Origin of the sequence: Mycolicibacterium arseniciresistens (assembly GCF_030519285.1) — a bacterium.
GTDB lineage: Bacteria > Actinomycetota > Actinomycetes > Mycobacteriales > Mycobacteriaceae > Mycobacterium > Mycobacterium arseniciresistens.
Window position 1 is genome coordinate 1 of record NZ_JAUMSQ010000006.1, and the last position, 18,444, is coordinate 18,444.

Sequence of the window (18,444 nt, forward strand, 5' to 3'; positions counted from 1 at the left end):
AGGCAGGAACCGCCCCGGCACCGTCTGCGGCTGCACCGGCGGCGCCTGCACATCAGCCACCGGACGTATCGTGATCGCCACCGACGCCGCCAACGTCGCGAACGCCACCACAAACGCGAACGCACTGCCCATCAACACCGTCTTCGGCGGAGGCGGCGCGATCATCGCCGTGTACGCCTGCCCATCCTCCAGTTCCGGGACGAACTCCTCGAGCTGCTCGAACGGCACCTCGTACTCGGCAGGTCCTCCTCCGCGTACGCCAGCTGCGGCCCCACCGTCCGCTTCAAGTTCTCGACGGCCGTGACCGGGTATGGCCGTCCCCGCCTGATGTTCACCGACGACCACCACCCTCGTCGGAGCCGCATCGTGACCACTGAACCGGACATCGGCAGCCGTCCCTGACAGAAATCTGACTGTGGCGCATGCGTCGAATTCCCCGCGGCGGCGGTTTGACAGGCGCATCGTTGCAGCATGCGATCAACCACGCTTGTCGACGCCTTCTGGGACGAGGTCTGGAACGCGCATGACGCTGACGCCGTCGACAGGTTCGTGGCCGACGACGTCGTCATCGAGGCGGGCGGCCAAGAAATCGCCGGCAAGGACAACATCAGGGGCTGGGTAAAGCAGTTCCTCGACCACGTCAACGACTTGCGCGTCGACACCATCGAGACGTTCCAGGACGAGACTGGCACCCGCGTCACCTCCCGTTGGGCTCTGACCGGCACCAACAACGGGATCCTCGGGACCGCACCCGACGGCAAGCCCGTCGCGCCTACCGGCACCGCCGTCTGGACGGTGGAAGACGGCAAGTTGCAGCGCGGCTGGATCGAGCAGGCCTCCTTCGAGCTGTATCGCTACCTGCTCAGGACTTGAGCCGCGGTTGCAGCACCGAGTACGGCCCACAGTCACCGCGCGGCTGCCGAATCGGCCGTCTGCCCACTTGGCCAGTGGTAGGGAGGGTGGATGGACCTTGCGAGTTGGACGGTGGGGCTGGTGCTCATCGTCCTGACCATCGCAGTCCATTCCACCGCGGTAGTGGTAATGGCCTTCGGGCTCGAAGCCGGAGTTCAAGTCCGGCTCGACCAGCACACCGCCGAGCGGCTGCGGGCAGTGCCGACCGTGATCGGCCGGATCGGCGCCGTCGCGCTGATCTTGGCCGCGCTGCACGGGATCGAAGGGGTGCTGTGGGCGGCGGCATATTGGGGCCTCGGCGCACTCGACTCGTTTTCGAATGCGTCCGTCTACGCCCTGGCCACGATGACGACGTTCGAAATACAGGGGTTGACGGCGCCCGAGCGGTTCCAGATGTTGAGTGCGCTGCAAGCGGTGAATGGTGTGCTGCTGTTCGGCATCAGCACGGCGTTCCTGTTCGCTGTGATACAGGTCCACTGGCGGCTGCTCTGCCACCGACCCGGACCGGTGAACCCCTCCGCACAGACCCAATGAGTCGCGGCGACAACACTGGTCGCAGTTTCGCACCGGTACCGATCCTGCCTAGAGCCGGCCGATATTTCTAGGATGCTCGGATTCCGGCCCGCGCGCATCCCCCGAACCTGGGTTCGCAGTGCTCGTCGAACTTGCAACTTCCCAGCACCGCCACAATCCAAGCGGTAATGGATGGTTCGTTTTATTTCGAGCCATCGATTCGCGCAATAAGGGTGGGATCGGACGGCCGGTTATTCTGCTCCGACGAGCAGATGGGCAAACGCGGCGAAACCCTGAAGCGAAGTGGTCACGTACGACTCGGAGAATTTGATCAATACACCGCCGATTTAGATTGGGCGACGTCTCTAAGGGAAGCCCGACGGCCTCGCCGCGCCAAGGACGGCACCGTGCACTACGGCTACGACTCGAGAAGCACCCGGCGCCTTAGTCCGCCGCCTGCGGAGCGTGGCGGGCCACTGTCACGTCGATCAGTTTGCGCAGGGCCGGGATCTCATCGAGGAGGCGGTCGAGGTCGTTGCGGTCGATGTGTAGCACCTCAGCACGTCCGGTCGTCGCGACCGTTGCATTACGCAATCGTCCACGCAGTAGCGCAGATTCGCCGATCACCTCGCCCGAACCCACCACGGCGATGCGATCGTGGCCCACGTACACGGCCGCCTCGCCACTCAGCAAGATGTAGCAAGCGTCAGACGGCGTCCCTTCGCGGATCAACGGCCATGGGCCCGAAGTCGACGTGCGATGCGCCGCTTCGACGATCCGCCTCAGATCCTGGTCGGAAAAGTTCGCAAACTGATCGAACTCTCGCAGCCGGCGGGCACTTTCCTTCAGTTCCTCGACGCGCGCTTCTTTGCTCGCGCGTTCGAATCTGCGGTTGTCCACGGTGACCCCGACCGTCGAAGTGACATTGACAGCAGGGAGCCTAATCAAGCGTGGCGGAATCCGAACCGACTCGGACGATCTTGGGCACGCCAGCACGCGGGTGCGGTGCAAGTCCGACCAGCACCGCGGTTCCGCTACGGCGACTCCGGGAACGTCAGCGTCGGCTCGTCATAGGAACCCCCGCCGCTCGACGGCAGCTCCGGCTCCGCCGGCGCTACCGGTTCTGGCGCGACGGGCTCCGGCGCCACCGGCTCCGGCGCGACAGGCTCCGGCGCAACGGCCGGCGGTGAATACTCCGGCTCGGGTGCAACCGACGGCGGCGAGTACTCGATCTCCGGCTCGGGTGCCTGCGATGTCGGTGGCTCCGGCTCCGGGGGCACCGTCGGAACCGTCGTCGGCGTGCTCGTCTCCTCCGACGTCGTCGTCTCGGTCGTCGTCTCCGTAGTCGTCGTCGGGCTCGTCGTCGTGGGGCTAGTTGTAGTTGGAGAAGTCGTCGTGGTCGGCGTCACCGACGTCGTCACCGTCGTCGTCCACGTCGGAATCGTCGGGAACGGGTTGAAGGGATTGAACGGCACGATCGGCACACCCGGAACCGGCACAGCCGGCACCACCGGCGCACCTGGTACCGGCGCCGGAATCTGCACCGGCACCTGCGGCGCCGGCGCCACTGGCACCCTGTTCACCGGCACCCTCACCGCCGGAGCCGACGGCGCGGGCGACACCACCGCGATCGGCAGCGCCACCGGATCCGGCTGGTGCGGCACCTCCGGCAGGAACCGCCCCGGCACCGTCTGCGGCTGCACCGGCGGAGCCGGCTGCGCCTGCACATCAGCCACCGGCCGAATCGTGATCGCCACCGACGCCGCCAGCGTCGCGAACGCCACCACCACGAACGCGAACGCGCTGCCCATCAACACCGTCTTCGGCGGGGGCGGCGCAATCATCGCCGTGTACGCCTGCTCGTCCTCCAGCTCCGGGACGAACTCCTCCATCTGCTCGAACGGCACCTCGTACTCCGCCGGCCCCTCTTCCGAGTACGCCAGCTGCGGCCCCACCGCCGCCGAATCCGTCGCCGGCGCCATCTGCGTCGCCTCGCCAGCCACCGGCGCCATCTGCGTCGCGTCACCAACCGCGGGCGCCATCTGCGTCGCGTCGCCCACCGCGGGCGCCATCTGCGTGGCCTCGACCGCTGCCGGCGCCATCATCGTCGCCGCGCCTGCCGGCAGCCCCGAATCCGAAGCCGTCTGCGCCGCGCCCCGCGCGATCGCATACCCGGCGTCCTGCGGCACCTCGACCGGCACCGTCGTGTGGAGTTCAGCGGCGATCGACTCGAGATCCAGCCGCTGACCCACCAGCACGATCCGCACGGTCTCCCCGCTGGGCACCGACTGCAGCACCGCCGCACTCGCGACGGCCGCACCGGACAGACCGATCGGCAGCGACGCCAGCACCGACGTCGAATCCTCGTCATCGCCGACCCTCGTCAGCGACACCGTGTCGTCGTCAGACAGCAGCAGAGCCGCGTCGGCGCCGACACTGCGCGCCAGCGCCGCGGCCGCCTCGGTCTCCGCCACCACATCGACGTTCGGCACACCCGCGCCCACCACCGACTGCCGCAGCGTCTCCGCCTGCGACGGGTCGGGCACCACCAGCCGGATCGCGGCCACCCGGTTACCCGACTCGGCCACCTCGCGGTACGTGCCGACGATGGTCTCGGCCAGGTCGGTCATCCCGCCGTCGGGCAGGTCAAGGGCGTACTGGTCGAACACCTGGCCACCCGAGGCCGACGAGCCGACCATCGCCAAGCGAGCGACCCGCCCGGTGACCGCCACCCCGAGGACTACGTCCACCGGCCAACTCCTTCACTCACTCGTCGAACCGCCTCGAAGCTACCCGAGTCCCCCCTTGTAGACAGGGGCGAAAATGAGCACGCTGAGGTGCCAACACCGCAAGGTGTCATCACTGAGAGGATCGTCAGGTGAGCGACCAGCGTTACGACGCGCCTCCCACCGCCGCGGCCCCGCCCGGCGTCGGCAGATCGGCCCGCGCCGGCTACGTGCCCACCCGCCCCAACCTGGTCCGCGACGTCAAGGCCGTCGTGCTGCTCGTCCTCGGCCTTCTGCTGCCGTGGAACCTCGACTTCGGCCTCGGCGCCTTCGGCGGCAGGACGTCGCTCTGGGTGCTCGTGATCGCCGTGACCCTCCTCGCCGTCAGCGCCACCGTCGACACCCGCGTCGGACCGCTGCGGCTGACGAACCCCGACCTCGACGTCCGCCTGCTCAGCCGGGTCCGGCTGCTCGTCTGCCTGCCCTACGTCGTCGTCGCGATCGGCTTCGTCGGCTACCACCTGCTGGAGACCTTGCGCGACGGCGGCACCGGACTGGTGCCGCCCGGCATCGGCCCCGGCCTGATCGTCGGACTCGGCGGTGCGCTGCTGGCCGCACAGCCGCCGATCACCAGCGTCACCATCGAGGAGAACCGGTTCCGTCGCTGGTACTCGGTGGCGCGTGTGCTCGGCGCGGTGTCGATCGCACTGGCGACGCTGGCGGTGGCGTGGAATCTGTACTGGCGGCTGCGGTACCTGTTCGTCACCAGCGTCGACTTCGGCGGACAGGACGTCGCCGTCATCGTCACCACCCTGCTCTACGGCGCCGTCGCGCTGATCGCGGTCATCATCGCCTCGCGCTGGCTGCTCGAGAGGTCCGCCGCCGCCCGGCTGGCCACCACCGCGCTCGGCGGGTCGGCGGCGCTGGCCGCCACGCTGGTGTGGGTGCTGCCGATCGGCCGCGACATCGACGCCTTCCACGGGATCGCGCAGAACACGTCGACCGCGGCCATCGGCTACGAGGGCTACCTGTTCTGGGCGGCGGCCGCGGCGATCGTCGCGCCGACGACCCTCTACGCCGTCTTCCAGATCCAGCCGCCGACCCTGGGCGCCTATCGCTCGGCCGCGCAGAAGTGCCTGACGCTCATCGCGTTCTGGGCGTTCGCGGCGGCCGCCTGCCGCGTCGTCGACTACCTCATCGCCCAGTCGCTCGACCTGACGCGCGCGCTGTACGACACCGTCGCGATGACGGTGTTCAACCTGATCACCGGCATCATCGCGCGGTGGCTGCACCGCCAACTCGGCCGCGGCGACACCACCGCGAGCGTCATCGCGGCGTTCAGCGCGGTACTGACCGCGTTCACCGTCGCAAACCTGGCCATCGGCCTCGCACTGGCCCCGCGCTACGCCGAACCCTCGCCCGACGCGGTCTACGGCAACAACCTCGCCCAGCAGATCACCAGCACGTTCGACGTCGTCGTCTGCCTGCTGAGCCTCACCGTGCTGATCGCCATGCTGTTCACCGGCCCGCTGGCAGGACTCCTGGCACGCCGACGCGAGACCGCCACTCCGACACCGCCGCCCGCACCCCTGACCGAGCCGGAGCCCGCGACCGCCGTCGTCCCGCCGCCACTGCCGAGAATCGTTCGGCGACCGCAGGATTCGACGACCGTGATTCCGGCGCCGGCGACCGAACAGCTCGCCGCACCAACCACCGCGCTGCGCATCAAGCGCCCCGAGCCGCCGACGCAGGCATTCACACCGCCGCCCGACGACGACGCCCCACCGACGACCGTGCACGAGCGCCCGCCCGGCTGATCGGCGCGCTGAGACACCGAACTTGGGTTCGGTAGCAACCGCTACGTCGTCGAATACCTCTACGACCCGCCGTCGACCGATGGCGGCCTGAGGCAAGGGACGGCGATGACGGCATTCACCGACGACACCGTGACGTTCATCTTCCCGCAGGGCTACTCCCGCTCGTTGACATACGCCGATCCCAAATCTTCTCCCTCCTCGCCTGATTGGACACACTCATGACCCAGCACCTCCGGCGTCTCGCCGCGCTCGCGGCGGTCAGCCTCGCCCTCGCCGCCTGCTCGTCGAGCACCGACACCGGCACGGCGACCACGGCGACGACCCCCGCGGCCAACACCTCAGACTGCGCTACCAATCCGGCGAACGCGCCGGTCCCCACCGCCGAGCCGTACGAGGCGGTACCTGCGGATGCCCGAGTGTCGATGTCGGTCAACGGCATTCCGTCCGGCAACCTGCAGCCAGGCGCTGCTCCGGTTGAGGTCGACGTAACCCTGTGCAACAACTCTCCGGTCGCCTACCCGAAGATCGGTATCGTGCTGACCCTCGAGCACTGCAGTTGCGCGCCGAATCCGCTGACCATTCCCGAGGGCACCATCGAGCGCTTCGATTCCGCCACGCAGAACTGGATCGCGCTGGACCACCCCGCCATGGGCACCGGCATGGACTACCTCGGCGGCTACACCGACGTGCAGGATCTGCCGAAGGGCAAGAAGGTGTCGGTGAAGTACCGCGTCGCCCTCGACGGGTCGATGACCGACGGCAAGGGCGGCCTGGAAGCCGTTGCGGTGACTACGGATCCGCTTAACGAGATCGGCAAGGCCAACCTGCCGTTCACCGCGGCGAAGACTCCGTCGTCCACCCCCGCGCCCGATCCGCGCCAGTCGACCGTGCCGCTTCAGGGCGTCACGTCCCCGTTCGGGCTCGCCACCAGCCCGAAAGGTGACGTCTTCATCGCCGACCAGAACAAGGTGCTGAAGGTCGAAGCCGGCTCGAACGACCAGTCCGAGGTGCCGTTCACCGGGCTCACCCAGCTCGGCGGGATCGCCGTCGACCCCGATGGCAACGTCTACGTCACCAACGACAAGAAGGTCCTGAAGTGGACCGCCGCCACCGGCGAGCAGACCGTACTGCCCTTCACCGGCCTGGAGAACCCGCAGCATCTCGCCGTCGACGACATGGGCAACGTGTACGTCGCCGACGGGCAGCGGGTGGTCGGCTACGCCACCGCCCTCGAACTCCAGGCGGTGTTGCCGTTCACCGACCTGGCGTGGATCCGTGCGATCGCCGTCGATAAGGACGGCAGCGTCTACGCAAACGACGGCGCGCACAACCGCGTGGTGAAGCTGGAGTTCAACAGCAAGGATCAGACGGCGATGCCGCTGTCCGAGAACGTCGAACCGGACGGATTGGCCGTCGGCGCGGGCGGCGAGGTCTACGTCGTCGACACCACCAGCCGCCAGATCGTCACGCTGGCCGCCGGCTCCGGCGAGCAGTCGGTGCTGCCGGTCAGCGGCCTGAGCGGTCCGCGGGACGTGACCGTGGACGCCGCGGGCAACGTCTATGTGCTCGACGACAACGGATTTGGGCAACTGGTCAAGCTGGCGGCGGGTTGACCCCCGCCCTCACCGCCTTCGTCCGCGGATCGTCATGAACACGCTCCACCCGATCAGCGTCCCGAGTGCGATCGACAAGATCGCGGCGACAGTCGTTCCCAGCGTCGACAGGTCGTCGCCCCCGCCCGTCACCGCCGCGCCCAGCGACTCGAAGCTCAGCGCGCCCGGCACCAACGACCAGAACGCCGCCAGCATCATCACGATCGCCGGCGGCGACGTCCTCACCCGCGCCCCCAGCATCGCGAACGGCACCACGATGAACGCCCCGACGGCACCGGCGTGCGTCGGAGACAGGAACAGCCCACCCACCTGCTGGCCGACCAGCGCCACGCCGACCGCCGCCACCAGCCACAGCAGCGAGCCCTTCGGCGCCGACAGATAGAAGTAGATCCCGACGGCGATCACCACGATCGCGACGTAGAGCGACCAAGGACCCATCTGCGGCGACGGCGGTTGCGGCGGCAGCTGACCCGCGACATGTATTCCCAGCCCGACGCCGAAGACCAGCAGCGCCAGCTGCGTGACGCCGTAGATGAGCCGGGTGGCGCCCGAGATCACCTGCGCGCTGGCCAGTTCCATCGCTGCGATCGTCAGCGCCAGCCCTGGCAGCAGCGCCACCAGCGGCGGGCTGATCACCCGCAGCAACCCGTCGTTGGCCGCGTCGGCGACGAACCAGGTCGCCAGCATCGTCACCACCGCGGCCGCCAGCGTCGGCAGCACCGCGCTCAGTGTCGGGAACGGCCGCCCCAGCATCAGGATCACCCCGACCACGAAGCCCAGGAACACGTAGCCCCACAGCGACGCCCACGTCGGGTTGATGACCATGCCGAAGCCCAGCGTGGTGATCGTGTAGCCCACCACCGTGGTGACGGGTCCGAACCGCGGCGGCATCGACCGGGCGAGAGCGGTCTCGCGTGCCGCATCGGCCGGGGTGATCGCACCGACCTCGGCGAGCTCGGCGATCGCGTCTACCCGGCCGGCGAGGTCGAGCTGCGTCGTCGGCCTGACCACCGTCTCCACCTCGTAGGCAACGTTGCCGACCTGAACCACCAGCGCCGTCGGCAAGGCGACGATCCGGACCGTCTCGTCGGTGTACTGCGCGGCGATCGCCAACAACCGCGTCTGGACCATCTGCGCGGGTTGCTCACACTCGATCAGTGCGATGCCCAGCTCCCGCAGCATGGCCGCGACCTGCGCGTCGTCGTGGTCCTGTCCCTCGGCCAACGCCTCCGGGATCTCCTTGCGGATGGAGTCCAAGAGCCGCCTGGATCGGCGAGGACGGGAGTCAGCCATCCCGCGATTGTGCGCGTGCCACCTGTACGCCACATCTTCGCCGGGGCCGACCTATCACCAAAGTTCGCCATGGAGGCAACCTCACCGTTACATTCAGTCTCCGAGATGACATCTTTCAACGACTTGGTCCGCCACCCCTACCGCGTCCCGCGCGTCGACGACCCGCGCTCCGAAGGCCGGTTCACTCTGCCCGACGGCCGCCGCATCGGCTTCGCCGAGTTCGGCGACCCCAACGGCGACACCGTGCTGTGGTTCCACGGCACCCCCGGCGGCCGCCGACAGTTCCCGCTCTGCGGGCGCCGCGCCGCCGTCGAACTCGGCCTGCGCGTCATCGTCCTCGGCCGGCCCGGCTCCGGCCTGTCTGACCCGTACGCCTACGAGGCCATCGCCGACTGGGTCGCCGACGTCAATCACGTCGTCGACATCCTCGGCGCCGAGCAGATCTCCGTCGTCGGCCTCTCCGGTGGCGGACCCTACGCCCTGGCCTGCGCCGCCGTCCCACCCCTGGCGAGCCGCGTCCAGGCAGTCGCCGTCCTCGGCGGCGTCGTGCCCTCGGTCGGACCCGACGCGCTGGCCACCGGTGCCGTCGAGCTCGCCCGCAAGTTCGCCCCGGTTCTGCACAGCCTGCGCCGGCCGCTGGCCGCGACGATGTCCGCGCTGCTGACGCCCGTCCTGCCGATCGCGCACTTCGCCTGCCAGGCCTACGCCGCCACCACCCCCGAAGGCGACCAGAGGGTTCTGCACGATCCCGAGATGGAGGGCATGTTCATCGACGACCTGGTGCTGCTCTCCAAGGGCGGCTTCCAGGCGATCGTCGACGACGCCCGGCTCTTCGGCCGCGACTGGGGCTTCAAGCTCGCCGACGTGCAGGCGCCCGTGCGCTGGTGGCACGGCGACTCCGACCACATCGTCCCGCTGGCCGACGCGCAGAAGGCCATCGACATGCTGCCCGACGCCACCCTGGTGCTGCGGCCCGAGGAGAGCCACCTCGGCGGCTTCGCCACCGCCGACGAGGTGCTGCACTTCATCCGCGCGCAGGTCAGTCCTTCGCAACCTGCGCGTTGAACGACACCGCCACCGCATCCTCGACCTTCATCGCGCCCATCACCATCGAGTAGGGCTTCATCTGGAAGTCGGAGTGCCGGACCTCGGCGTCACACGCGATGCGCCATGAGTCGCCGGCATCGGACACCTGCACGTCGACCGTCCGCTCGCGCGCGACGCCGTGGATCTCAAGGGTGCCGGTGAACTGGTAGCCGCCGTCCGCCGGCGCGACGTCGTCCGCCCGGAACGTGATCGTCGGGAACATCTTGGCGTCGAACACGCCCAGCGCGTTGGACCGCGCCAGCATCTTCTCCGGACCCGACAGTCCCTTCACGCCGCCCTCGCCGCGCAGCACCTCGAGCGAGTCGACGTCGACCGTCACCTCTACCGAGACGGGCTCATCCGAAGAAGTCCGCACGATCGCCTGCCACGACGTCATCGCAAGGGTCAGCCGGTGCCCCATCTTCGCCGCGGGGCCGGTCACGCCGGTCGTCACCAGGAGCTCGCCGTGCGAGGCGTCCATCATCCACTCCGCGGTCGTCACCCGACGAATGTAAGTCAGCCGCGTCTGCTGCTGTGTGACGCCATCTGCGTGACCACCGACAGCCCCCGCCCGCGCGGCGACCGATGGGCCGACGCCACCAGGACGTCGACGGCCTCCGCGACTCCGCGTGCGATGTCGTCGACGTCGGCGACGTTGTCCGGGCAGGCGCTCACGCACACGTCCATCGTGTCGGCGTGCGACGTCACGGTGATGTTCAGTCCGCACCCTTCCACCAGCGGCTCGGCGGTGTACATCCCGACCACCTCGGCGCCCGCGCAGAAGAGCGTCTCACTGCCACCGCCGAGGAACGAGATGCTGCCGTGGCAGGTCGCCGCGCCCCGCTGGGCCAGACCGAGTCCGCTGTAGACCCGCGCACCCGCCTGAGCCGCCCACGGCCACAGCATCGAGACCACCTTGGCGAAATCGTCATCGCCGCCCGCGGTCGAGTCGGAGCTGTCCGCGAGGTTCGCCCGCTCGGTCGCGGTGTGCATGTTGGTGAGCACCTGGACCGGGTCGTCGAGCTGAACCGGCACACGTACCTGCCCCTCCGCGACCGTGATCACGAGCGGTTCCTCCGGCACGACGCCGTGACGCTGCAGCCACGCACGCAGCGACAGCGTGCAGGCAGCCAGCAGGACGTTCGCGGCGCTCCCGCCGAACGCGGCGCTGACCAGTTCCACGTCGGTCCGCAGTGCCGTCGCGAACGCGATCGACCGTCGCTGCGTCAGCGGCGCGTTGAACACCGTCGTTGGCACGGGGCCGCGCATCGACGCCACGGCAGGGCCGAGGAGCACGTTCACATGTGCCTCCTGCAACCGCTCGCGGGCCGAATTCAGTGCGCCGGCAACGGCATCCGCCGCCATCCACGCACCGGTGATCTGGTTCTCCACCATCTCGCTGAGCATGTCGGCGACAAGGGCTCCCGTCGTCGGCGCGGAGCCCAGTCCGAGCTCCCCCGAGAAGTTCTCGGCGTTCAGCGTGCCGGTCAGCACGGTGTCCCAGAAGGCCGATACGCCGGGGCCGCCCTCCGCCAGCACCGGCGACAGGCGAACCGCCACCGCCCATCGTCCTCCTGCCAGGCCGTCGATCGTCCACGCCTCCCACAGCGGCCGCCGCGAATGCTGCGGCCCGCCGCTGAGCGCCGTGGTCAGCTCGGCGAGTTCCTGAACGCCGCCGGGGGCAGGCACTGTGGCGCGGTGGATGTGCCGTGCGGCGTCGAAGTGCTCGATCTCCGCCCACACCGGCTGACCCATCCCGAAAGGCTTGTCCACGAGTCGACTTCGGAAGCGCGCGAGCCGCGGCACCGCGGCCGCGAGCTGACGGCACAACACGTCGTGGCTGAGCCCGTTCGCACCCGCGAGGATCACCAGCGACACCGTGTGCGCCGGTGTGGTCGGGGTCTGGGTGTGCAACGCCATCGCGTCGGCCGGACCGAGTCGAAGATTCATCGACGGCCCGCGATCGCGTTGGGGTGCGGGCTCAAAACGCCTTGCCATCCGTGGCGAGCAGATGCTGGGTGCTCGACGCGTCACCCGCCCCTGACGCGGCCATCACGATGGCGTGTGCGCGGTCGGGGTCGGTCTTGGCGGGCACCACCAACAGGATGACCTCGTGGCCGCGACCGTCGGAGACACCGATGGTGTTCGATGGCTGGCGGCCGTAGCCGTCCATGCGGACCACCCCGCCGGCAGTGATGAGCTTGGCCGGGACGGGCGCCCACTCGGCGAGCCCGTATGTCACCCGGGCGATCGGATGCACGTGCGCCGAAAGGCCCTCGAGCAACTCAGGTATCTCGACTGTCAGGTCTCCGCTGTGCGGCCACCAGGCGCCGTCCACATATCCGGTGGCGAGCGCCGAGTCCTTCAACCGCAGCCTTGGCCGCTCGGCTTCCGCACCGGACGCCGCGCGGATGTCTTCTTGTACTGCCATGGGAAATGATCCCGTCTGGGCCGCAATGGCCAGTCGTGTGAACCGGCGACGACACAATCTCAGATGGTCGCGCGCGAGGTACCGCCGGTGTGGCCCATCATACGCCTGAACGTCCCCGATCGCGGACAGTCTGCCGATCAAAAGTGTTGTACTCGAACTAATTTCGAGCATATACCGGAAATGGACCGACGGGTCGGCCCCCGCCGGTCCACATCACGCGCACCCCTCGCACCGATGACGCGCGACCCGCCGCGGCCATGGACCGCGACACCTCCGTCGACTTGGTGGCGACCGGCCTAGAAGGGCCAGAAGCGGCGCACTCTGCGTGTCCGCTGATCACCCTCGACACCGGTCCACTCACCCGCGGCGTATCTGAACGGCTCTGCGCCGCCGCGTGACACGTCCAGTGCGCCGTCGGCGCGCTCTTCATAGGCGTCGCCGAACCGCATGTACTTGTCGGTTGCCCCGTCGGGCAATGTCACTCTGACGGTCATGATCTGAACCTCCGGCTCACACCGCAGAGCGTCAGCGAACGCGCTCGGGAATCGAACTCAGCGCGTGCAACACGTGCACGGCGAGTTCGCCGGCGACGTCGTCTTTGAGCTTCGAGTGAGCGGTGATCGTGTCCTTCACGAGCTCGACACGTACGTCGTAGGGACTTTTGAATGTTGTCGGCGACGCCATGAGATTGTCCTTTTCAGTCAGGCATGTTCGCTCGCAACCGAGCTGCCCGATATCCGCGACGTTACGCCCTGAACATAAGAGGTGGGCGCGACGATCTGCTAGATGTGGAAGCCATGAGCGAGACGGAAATCGATCTTGAAGCCCTGTCGACCACCGACCACGGCTACACCGTCGACGACGAGGACGACGACGACCCCGTCCTGCTCGACCGCGACGGCAACCCCATCGAGACCTGGCGCGAGCACTACCCCTACGACGAGCGCATGCCCCGCCGCGAGTACGAGCAGTGCAAGCGCAAACTGCAGATCGAGCTGCTGAAGCTGCAGAAGTGGAGCAAGCGCACGGGTGCCCGGCACGTCATCGTCTTCGAGGGCCGCGACGCCGCGGGCAAGGGCGGCACCATCCAGCGCTTCATGGAGCACCTCAACCCGCGCGGCGCCCGCACCGTCGCACTCGAGAAGCCCACCGAGGAGGAGAAGACGCAGTGGTACTTCCAGCGCTACGTCCGGCACTTCCCCACCGCCGGTGAGATGGTGCTGTTCGACCGGTCCTGGTACAACCGCGCAGGCGTCGAGAAGGTGATGGGCTTCGCCACCAAGGCGCAGCAGGGCGAATTCATGCGCCAGGCACCGCTGTTCGAGCAGATGATCGTCAACGAGGGCATCCACCTGACCAAGTTCTGGTTCTCGGTGTCACCGCTCGAGCAGCGCACCCGGTTCGCGATCCGGCTCGTGGACCCGTTGCGGCACTGGAAGTTCTCCGACATGGACCTGGAGTCGGTGAAGCGCTGGGACGACTACACCCGCGCCAAGGAGCAGATGTTCGTCGCCACCGACACCGATTACGCGCCGTGGATCGTCGTCAAGAGCAACGACAAGAAGCGCGGCCGCCTCAACGCGATGCGATTCCTGCTGTCGAAGTTCGACTACGACGACAAAGACGCCGACGTGGTCGGCGAGCCCGACCCGCTGATCGTCGGCCGGGCGTTGGAGGACTAAACCGCGGTCTTCGCCTTGTGCACAGACTTTTTCGCTGCCGCCTTCTCGTCGCGCATGAGCGCCGTCCACTTCGCGCTCTCGACCTCGGCGGTCTGCATCACCAGCTCGGCGGTCTCGGCCTGCTTGCCACCCCGCTCCTCTTCACGGACGGGTTTCGCCGCAGCGCAGCGCATCACGATGGAACCCAGCGCCGGCGACGTCATGTGCGGGATCACGAGGAGTTTCAGGCAGCCGTCGCGGCCGTCGACGACCATCAGGCGGGGGCGCCTGAACTTCGCCGATTCCACCGATCGGGTGCCGTTGACGATGGTGTCGAGGTCGAGCGGACCCTCGGAGACCGACCAGTTGATGGCGATGTCGAGGATCTCACCGAGTGGCTTGTGCAGGCACTCGATCAGCCCCGGCAGTTCGTGGGCGACCGACCCCGTGTGCGGCCACCAAGCCCCGTCGATGTGGCCGCCGGACCGGCTGGCCAGCGCGAGCCTGACGGGCCGGGCCAACCGGCGCGACCCGCTCAGGCCGTTCACGAGGATTGCGAATCGGGCGTCGGCGAGTCGCCGTCGGAGAATGCGGGTGACTTCACCGGTTCCGGCGTCAGGGTATGCGTGACTTCATGCCGGTCAGGGTGCGAAAACAGGTTGGAGGAATCCATGTATCAATCCTTCGAAAGCGGACGTTGCGTCCGTACGTCGGGCCGAAGCGAGCGAGATTCGAATCGCAGGCTGATCGTCTCTATTAGTGCCACGCTTGCCGGGACGGCAGCGCAGGGACGAGAACGGCCTGCTCCCCACGTTACAGCTCACCCGACAGCGGCGCGCGGGTGCCGGTAGATCGGGTCGTGCAGGAGCGAGCCCACTGGCAGTAATTCCACTTCCAGCGGGATCGCGCCAACACCCTGATCGCCGGGAATGCGGGTCGCGGACGGTCGACTTGGACAGGTGCATGGAACTCGGATTTCACGTGCCCGTTTTCGACATCGAGGGCGGGACGACCGCGATCGCCGACGAGCTGGCCCGCGTCGGTGAGGCCGCGGAAGCGTCCGGCGCCACCTGGCTGTCGTTCATGGACCACTTCTTCCAGATCGAGCCCACCGGCCTGCCCGCGGAGTCGAACATGCTCGAGGGCTACACCACGCTGGGCTTCCTCGCCGCGCACACCTCGAGAATCGATCTCGGGTTGCTTGTCACCGGCGTGACCTACCGGCACCCCGGCCTGCTGGCCAAGATCGTCACCACGGTCGACGTGCTGTCCGGTGGCCGCGCCTGGCTCGGCATCGGCGCCGCGTGGTTCGAGCGTGAACACCTCGGCCTCGGCGTGCCCTACCCGGCGCTGGCCGAGCGGTTCGAGCGCCTCGAGGAGGCGCTGCAGATCAGCGCGCAGATGTGGGACCCGCAGAACAACGGTCCCTACGAGGGCAAGCACTACCAGCTGGCGGAGACGCTGTGTTCGCCGCAGCCGATCAACCGGCCCAGGGTGCTGATCGGCGGAAGCGGGGAACGCAAGACGCTGCGGCTCGTCGCGAAGTACGGCGACGCCTGCAACCTGTTCGCCACCTCGCCCGACGACGTCGCCCACAAGATCGACGTGTTGCGCCGGCACTGCGACGACGTCGGTCGCGACTTCGGCGACATCCGCGTGACGATCCTGCCGAACAATCCGCGACCCGAGCCCGACACCCGCGACGAATTCGTCCGCAGCATGGCCGAATACGCGAAGCTCGGCGTTCACGCGGCCATCGTCACGCCGACCACCGGGACTCCGGCGGCGTGGATCGACGGGATGGCGCCCGCGGTGCCGCGGCTCGCCGAACTCGGCTGAATCACAACAACCCTCAGGCGCGCGACCAAGTCGCCCCCCTCAAGCGATGCAGCGGAAACCGATGTGGGTGGTGGCGCTGTCCTGGGATTGCGACGACCGCGCTGCAGGGCGGTAGCGGTGGCAGTACTCGGGCGCGCACAGGTGCGAGCCGCCCTTGAGCGCCTGGTTGATCGTCGGGTCCCCCGACGGGGGCGGCGGCGGGCAGCAGCCTTCGGCGGGCTGGTCGGTGCGGTGCTGGCGGGTGTACGGCGTGGTGGTCCACTCCCAGACGTTGCCGATCATGTCGACCAGGCCGAAGCCGTTCGGCGGGAAGGTGGCGACCGGCGAGGTGCCCGCCCAGCCGAGGGCTCCGCTGTTGCGGTACGGGAACCTGCCCTGCCAGGTGTTGGCCATCAGCCGGCCGTCGGGCTGGACGTCGTCGCCCCAGGCGTAGGCGGTCGTTGCGCCGGCTCGGGCCGCGTACTCCCACTGCGCCTCGGTGGGCAGCGTGCGTCCTGCCCACGCCGCGTAGGCCGCGGCGTCGGGGTAGGCGACCTGCACCACCGGGTGGTCGAGGCGGTCCTCGATCGAGGAATCGGCTCCGAACGGGTGCCGCCAGCAGGCGCCGGGCTCCCATGTCCACCACTGCCGCCAGTCACGCAGATCGACCGGCCCGCTCGTGGGCCGGAACACCAGCGCGCCGGGGACGAGGTCGGCCGGCGGGACGCCGGGGAAGTCGGCCGGGTCCAGCGGTCGTTCGGCCACGGTGACGTAGCCGGTGTCGGCGACGAAGTCCGCGAACTGGGCGTTGGTGACGGGGTGGCGCTCGATCGCGAACGGCGCCACCGACACCGTGTGAACCGGGGCCTCTTCCGGATAGAAGTCGACGGACCCCATGCGGAACGAGCCACCCGGCAGGTCGACGAGTTCGGTCAGCACCCCGCCAGGCTAGGTCGTGTTGCAGTCCACGCGGAAGGACAGCGAGCACCCCTCACGCTCGCTGCCACTTCCACGCCTAATCCCCGCCCGGTGACACCTCGTCCGCCGCTTGTTCGAGTGCGAGCACGAATTCCGCACACGTGGCGAACCGCTGCTCGGGGTCCTTCGACAGCGCTCGGGCCAGCGCCGCGTCGAACGCAGCCAACTCCGGTCGGCTGTCGGCGAGCCGCGGCGGCTTCGCGTTGAGGTGCAGGCCGATGACGACCGCCGGCTGCTCGTGCCGGAACGGCGGCGCGCCGGTCAGCAGGTGGTAGGCCGTCACCGCGAGCGCGTACTGATCGGTCCTGCCGTCGACGTCTCGGCTCGTCAGCTGCTCGGGCGCCGCGTACGTCACCGCACCGAGTCGCGCCTGGGCTTCGCTGTCGTCCCCGGCGGACGGCGGAGCGCCGAAGTCGCTCAGCAGGATGCGAAGTCCATCGTCGTCGGTGTCGGTCAGCAGGATGTTGGCAGGCGTGATGTCGCAGTGGAAGAGCCCACGGGCGTGGGCGGAGTCGAGCGCGTCGGCGACCGAGCGGAGAATCGCGAGCGTTTCCGACGCCGGCAGCCCGTCCGGATAGCGCTCCTGCAGCAGTCGGCCGCAATCGGTGCCGTCGACGGAGTCCATCGACACGGATCGCTCGGCGAATTCGCGGTCCCCCGACAGGTAGCCCGCAATCTTCGCACCGTCCCCAAGCGGCATGCGGAAACTGTACCCGCCACGCGGCCACAGCTAACATCTGACAGTCGATATCACTTTTGCCGATGCCATCCTGTTGACGTGACCGACCTCGACGACCTCGTCGACGAATGGAGCCTGCGCCCCGACGGCGACGCCATCCGCACGCCCGACACCACCGTCCTGCCCGTCCGCGCGTCCGGCGGCCCCGCCGTCCTCAAGATCGGCGGCTCCGCGCACAACCACCTGGTACTCCGCCGCTGGAACGGTGACGGCGCAGCCCGGCTGCTCCGCGCCGATCCGCACCGTCGCGCCGTCCTGCTCGAACGGTTACACCCGCAGTCCCTCGACGGCCTCGACGACACCGCCGCCTGCGAGGCCGTCGCCCACCTCTACCGTCGCCTCCACGTAGCCGCGATGCCCCAATTGGGCTCGCTCACAGACCTTCTCGTCGACTGGGCCGGCGAATTCGCCGCCCTCCCCCGCAGCGCGCCGATTCCGCACCGGCTGGTCGAGCAGGCCACCACGCTGTGCCGCGACCTCTCCACCCAGCCCGCCGATCACGTTCTGCACGGCAATCTCCACTACGGCAACGTCCTCGCCGCCGACCGGGAACCCTGGCTCGCCATCTCACCCGACCCGGTCAACGGCGATCCGGCCTACGAGATCGCGCCGATGCTCTGGCACCGCTGGGACGAGCTGACCGGTAACCCCCGCTTCGGCGTGCAGCGCCGCTTCTACACCCTGATCGACACCGCCGGAATCGACGAGGACCGCGCCCGCGCCTGGGTGATCGTCCGCGTCGTCCGCGAAGCCGCCCGGTCGCTGCACGACAACACTGCGCTGACCCGGCTGGTCACGCTGGCCAAGGCCGTCCAGGACTGATATGTAGTCGGGTTTTGTCAATAGGCAGGTGGAAG

General features: G+C 68.6%; 20 protein-coding genes and 1 pseudogene. 8 read left to right on the forward strand and 13 right to left on the reverse strand.

Translation table 11 applies throughout. The annotated features are described in order from the left end of the window. Nucleotides 1-228 (reverse strand): annotated as a pseudogene (locus tag Q2100_RS01760) (hypothetical protein); the annotation flags it as partial. A gap of 243 nt (nucleotides 229-471) precedes the next feature. On the opposite strand from Q2100_RS01760, the gene Q2100_RS01765 reads away from it, so the two are divergent. Both Q2100_RS01765 and Q2100_RS01770 read left to right on the forward strand, forming a co-directional pair. Beyond that, nucleotides 472-873 carry an ester cyclase gene (locus Q2100_RS01765; RefSeq protein WP_302912607.1) on the forward strand — a complete coding sequence of 134 codons (402 nt, stop codon included), beginning with the start codon at nucleotides 472-474 and terminating at the stop codon, nucleotides 871-873. Nucleotides 874-993: 120 nt separating this feature from the next. Further along, on the forward strand, nucleotides 994-1,446 hold the full coding sequence (locus Q2100_RS01770; RefSeq protein WP_302912608.1) for a hypothetical protein: 453 nt from the start codon (nucleotides 994-996) through the stop codon (nucleotides 1,444-1,446). Nucleotides 1,447-1,869: 423 nt separating this feature from the next. On the opposite strand, the gene Q2100_RS01775 is transcribed toward Q2100_RS01770, so the two are convergent. Together Q2100_RS01775 and Q2100_RS01780 are read right to left on the reverse strand one after the other, a co-directional pair. Next, complete coding sequence (locus tag Q2100_RS01775) at nucleotides 1,870-2,325, reverse strand: cyclic nucleotide-binding domain-containing protein (protein ID WP_302912609.1); 456 nt, start codon at nucleotides 2,323-2,325, stop codon at nucleotides 1,870-1,872. Nucleotides 2,326-2,459: 134 nt separating this feature from the next. Further along, nucleotides 2,460-4,175: a DUF7159 family protein gene (locus Q2100_RS01780; protein ID WP_302912610.1), complete on the reverse strand. Its 1,716-nt coding sequence runs from the start codon at nucleotides 4,173-4,175 to the stop codon at nucleotides 2,460-2,462. A 128-nt stretch (nucleotides 4,176-4,303) separates the two neighbouring features. On the opposite strand from Q2100_RS01780, the gene Q2100_RS01785 reads away from it, so the two are divergent. Together Q2100_RS01785 and Q2100_RS01790 are read left to right on the forward strand one after the other, a co-directional pair. Beyond that, nucleotides 4,304-5,968 carry a DUF7937 domain-containing protein gene (locus Q2100_RS01785; protein WP_302912611.1) on the forward strand — a complete coding sequence of 555 codons (1,665 nt, stop codon included), beginning with the start codon at nucleotides 4,304-4,306 and terminating at the stop codon, nucleotides 5,966-5,968. 218 nt (nucleotides 5,969-6,186) lie between these two features. Next, complete coding sequence (locus Q2100_RS01790) at nucleotides 6,187-7,581, forward strand: NHL repeat-containing protein (protein ID WP_302912612.1); 1,395 nt, start codon at nucleotides 6,187-6,189, stop codon at nucleotides 7,579-7,581. A gap of 9 nt (nucleotides 7,582-7,590) precedes the next feature. Here the strand turns inward: Q2100_RS01790 and Q2100_RS01795 are convergent, their stop codons facing one another. Beyond that, on the reverse strand, nucleotides 7,591-8,874 hold the full coding sequence (locus Q2100_RS01795) for a threonine/serine exporter family protein (protein WP_302912613.1): 1,284 nt from the start codon (nucleotides 8,872-8,874) through the stop codon (nucleotides 7,591-7,593). Nucleotides 8,875-8,979: 105 nt separating this feature from the next. On the opposite strand from Q2100_RS01795, the gene Q2100_RS01800 reads away from it, so the two are divergent. After that, nucleotides 8,980-9,939, forward strand: a complete 960-nt coding sequence (locus Q2100_RS01800) for an alpha/beta fold hydrolase (RefSeq protein ID WP_302912614.1) — start codon at nucleotides 8,980-8,982, stop codon at nucleotides 9,937-9,939. Here Q2100_RS01800 and Q2100_RS01805 read toward each other — a convergent pair. The 5 genes from Q2100_RS01805 to Q2100_RS01825 form a co-directional block, all read right to left on the reverse strand. Further along, complete coding sequence (locus tag Q2100_RS01805; protein ID WP_302912615.1) at nucleotides 9,914-10,462, reverse strand: YceI family protein; 549 nt, start codon at nucleotides 10,460-10,462, stop codon at nucleotides 9,914-9,916. The two genes, Q2100_RS01800 and Q2100_RS01805, sit on opposite strands and share 26 nt — an antisense overlap. A gap of 14 nt (nucleotides 10,463-10,476) precedes the next feature. Then, nucleotides 10,477-11,910 carry a wax ester/triacylglycerol synthase domain-containing protein gene (locus Q2100_RS01810; RefSeq protein WP_302912616.1) on the reverse strand — a complete coding sequence of 478 codons (1,434 nt, stop codon included), beginning with the start codon at nucleotides 11,908-11,910 and terminating at the stop codon, nucleotides 10,477-10,479. Nucleotides 11,911-11,941: 31 nt separating this feature from the next. Then, nucleotides 11,942-12,391: a DUF5994 family protein gene (locus Q2100_RS01815; RefSeq protein ID WP_302912617.1), complete on the reverse strand. Its 450-nt coding sequence runs from the start codon at nucleotides 12,389-12,391 to the stop codon at nucleotides 11,942-11,944. Nucleotides 12,392-12,687: 296 nt separating this feature from the next. Continuing rightward, nucleotides 12,688-12,885 carry a hypothetical protein gene (locus Q2100_RS01820; protein WP_269896704.1) on the reverse strand — a complete coding sequence of 66 codons (198 nt, stop codon included), beginning with the start codon at nucleotides 12,883-12,885 and terminating at the stop codon, nucleotides 12,688-12,690. A gap of 31 nt (nucleotides 12,886-12,916) precedes the next feature. Next, entirely contained in the window at nucleotides 12,917-13,075 is a 159-nt protein-coding gene (locus Q2100_RS01825) for a DUF6307 family protein (RefSeq protein WP_269896703.1), read from the reverse strand. 113 nt (nucleotides 13,076-13,188) lie between these two features. Between Q2100_RS01825 and ppk2 the strand changes: the two genes are divergently transcribed. After that, nucleotides 13,189-14,073, forward strand: a complete 885-nt coding sequence (gene ppk2, locus Q2100_RS01830; protein ID WP_269896702.1) for a polyphosphate kinase 2 — start codon at nucleotides 13,189-13,191, stop codon at nucleotides 14,071-14,073. On the opposite strand, the gene Q2100_RS01835 is transcribed toward ppk2, so the two are convergent. Further along, entirely contained in the window at nucleotides 14,070-14,600 is a 531-nt protein-coding gene (locus tag Q2100_RS01835) for a DUF5994 family protein (RefSeq protein ID WP_302912618.1), read from the reverse strand. The genes ppk2 and Q2100_RS01835 overlap by 4 nt on opposite strands. Continuing rightward, nucleotides 14,597-14,725, reverse strand: coding sequence for a hypothetical protein (locus tag Q2100_RS01840; protein ID WP_302912620.1), 129 nt, complete (start codon nucleotides 14,723-14,725; stop codon nucleotides 14,597-14,599). The genes Q2100_RS01835 and Q2100_RS01840 overlap by 4 nt, the downstream gene beginning before the upstream one ends. Before the next feature lie 290 nt (nucleotides 14,726-15,015). Here Q2100_RS01840 and Q2100_RS01845 point away from each other — a divergent pair, with 290 nt between their 5' ends. Further along, entirely contained in the window at nucleotides 15,016-15,891 is an 876-nt protein-coding gene (locus Q2100_RS01845) for an LLM class F420-dependent oxidoreductase (RefSeq protein WP_302912621.1), read from the forward strand. Between the two features lie 39 nt (nucleotides 15,892-15,930). Here the strand turns inward: Q2100_RS01845 and Q2100_RS01850 are convergent, their stop codons facing one another. Then, nucleotides 15,931-16,809 carry a formylglycine-generating enzyme family protein gene (locus Q2100_RS01850; protein WP_302912622.1) on the reverse strand — a complete coding sequence of 293 codons (879 nt, stop codon included), beginning with the start codon at nucleotides 16,807-16,809 and terminating at the stop codon, nucleotides 15,931-15,933. Between the two features lie 76 nt (nucleotides 16,810-16,885). Next, on the reverse strand, nucleotides 16,886-17,548 hold the full coding sequence (locus Q2100_RS01855) for a serine/threonine-protein kinase (RefSeq protein WP_302912623.1): 663 nt from the start codon (nucleotides 17,546-17,548) through the stop codon (nucleotides 16,886-16,888). A gap of 78 nt (nucleotides 17,549-17,626) precedes the next feature. Here Q2100_RS01855 and Q2100_RS01860 point away from each other — a divergent pair, with 78 nt between their 5' ends. Continuing rightward, a complete protein-coding gene (locus tag Q2100_RS01860; RefSeq protein WP_302912624.1) occupies nucleotides 17,627-18,409 on the forward strand; it encodes an aminoglycoside phosphotransferase family protein in 783 nt (260 codons plus the stop codon). Nucleotides 18,410-18,444 lie beyond the last annotated feature (35 nt).